This is a genomic window from Streptomyces bobili (assembly GCF_002154575.1).
GTDB classification, from domain to species: domain Bacteria; phylum Actinomycetota; class Actinomycetes; order Streptomycetales; family Streptomycetaceae; genus Streptomyces; species Streptomyces bobili.
Genome location: NZ_MUBA01000873.1, coordinates 359 through 1,086 on the forward strand (window position 1 = coordinate 359; position 728 = coordinate 1,086).

1 protein-coding gene is annotated in these 728 nt (G+C 69.8%); it reads left to right on the forward strand.

The genetic code is table 11. The features are described 5' to 3' along the window. A partial coding sequence (locus BZL64_RS38395) for an alginate lyase family protein (protein ID WP_244205808.1) occupies positions 1-728 on the forward strand: 728 nt, incomplete at both ends.

A 728-nucleotide genomic window follows, 5' to 3' on the forward strand; every position in this document is an offset into this window, starting at 1 on the left:
GGCTACCAGATCGCCAACGCCGCCGAACTCGTCCGCGACCGCGACGACTTCGAACTCGACCGGTTCCGCACCATGCTCACCACCGTGTTCGCCCCGGTCAGCGAGAGCTTCCTGAAGGACCACAACAACGCGGTCGTCACCAACTACTGGACCAACTGGGACCTGACCGTGATGGCGTGCGCCCTGGCCACCGGCATCTTCTGCGACGACGAGGCGAGAGTCGCGCGCGTCGTCGAGTACTTCGAGAACGGCGCCGGGCTCGGCTCCGTCCGCAACGCCATTCCCGTCGTCGGCGACGACGGCCTCGCCGAGTGGCTGGAGGCCGGCCGCGACCAGGGCCACGCCCTGCTGGGCGTCGGCCTGATGGGCACGGTCTGCGAGATGGCCTGGAACCAGGGCATCGACCTGTACGGCTACGACGACAGCCGTTTCCTCAAGGGCGCCCAGTACGTCGCCAAGTGGAGCCTCGGCGGCGACGTGTCCTACACGGCCAACACCCGCAGGAAGGGCGCGATCGGCGGCTGGTCCGGCAGCGAGACCGCCTCCGACGCCGCACCCGTCGACCCCACCATGACCCGGCCCATCTGGGCGATGATCGCCAACCACTACACCAAGCGGCGGGGCCTGTCCGCGCCCTACCTCACCCGCATCGCCGCCAAGGCCACGCCTGAGGGCGGCGGCGGGGACTACGGCCCCAACAGCGGCGGCTACGACCAACTCGGCTTCGG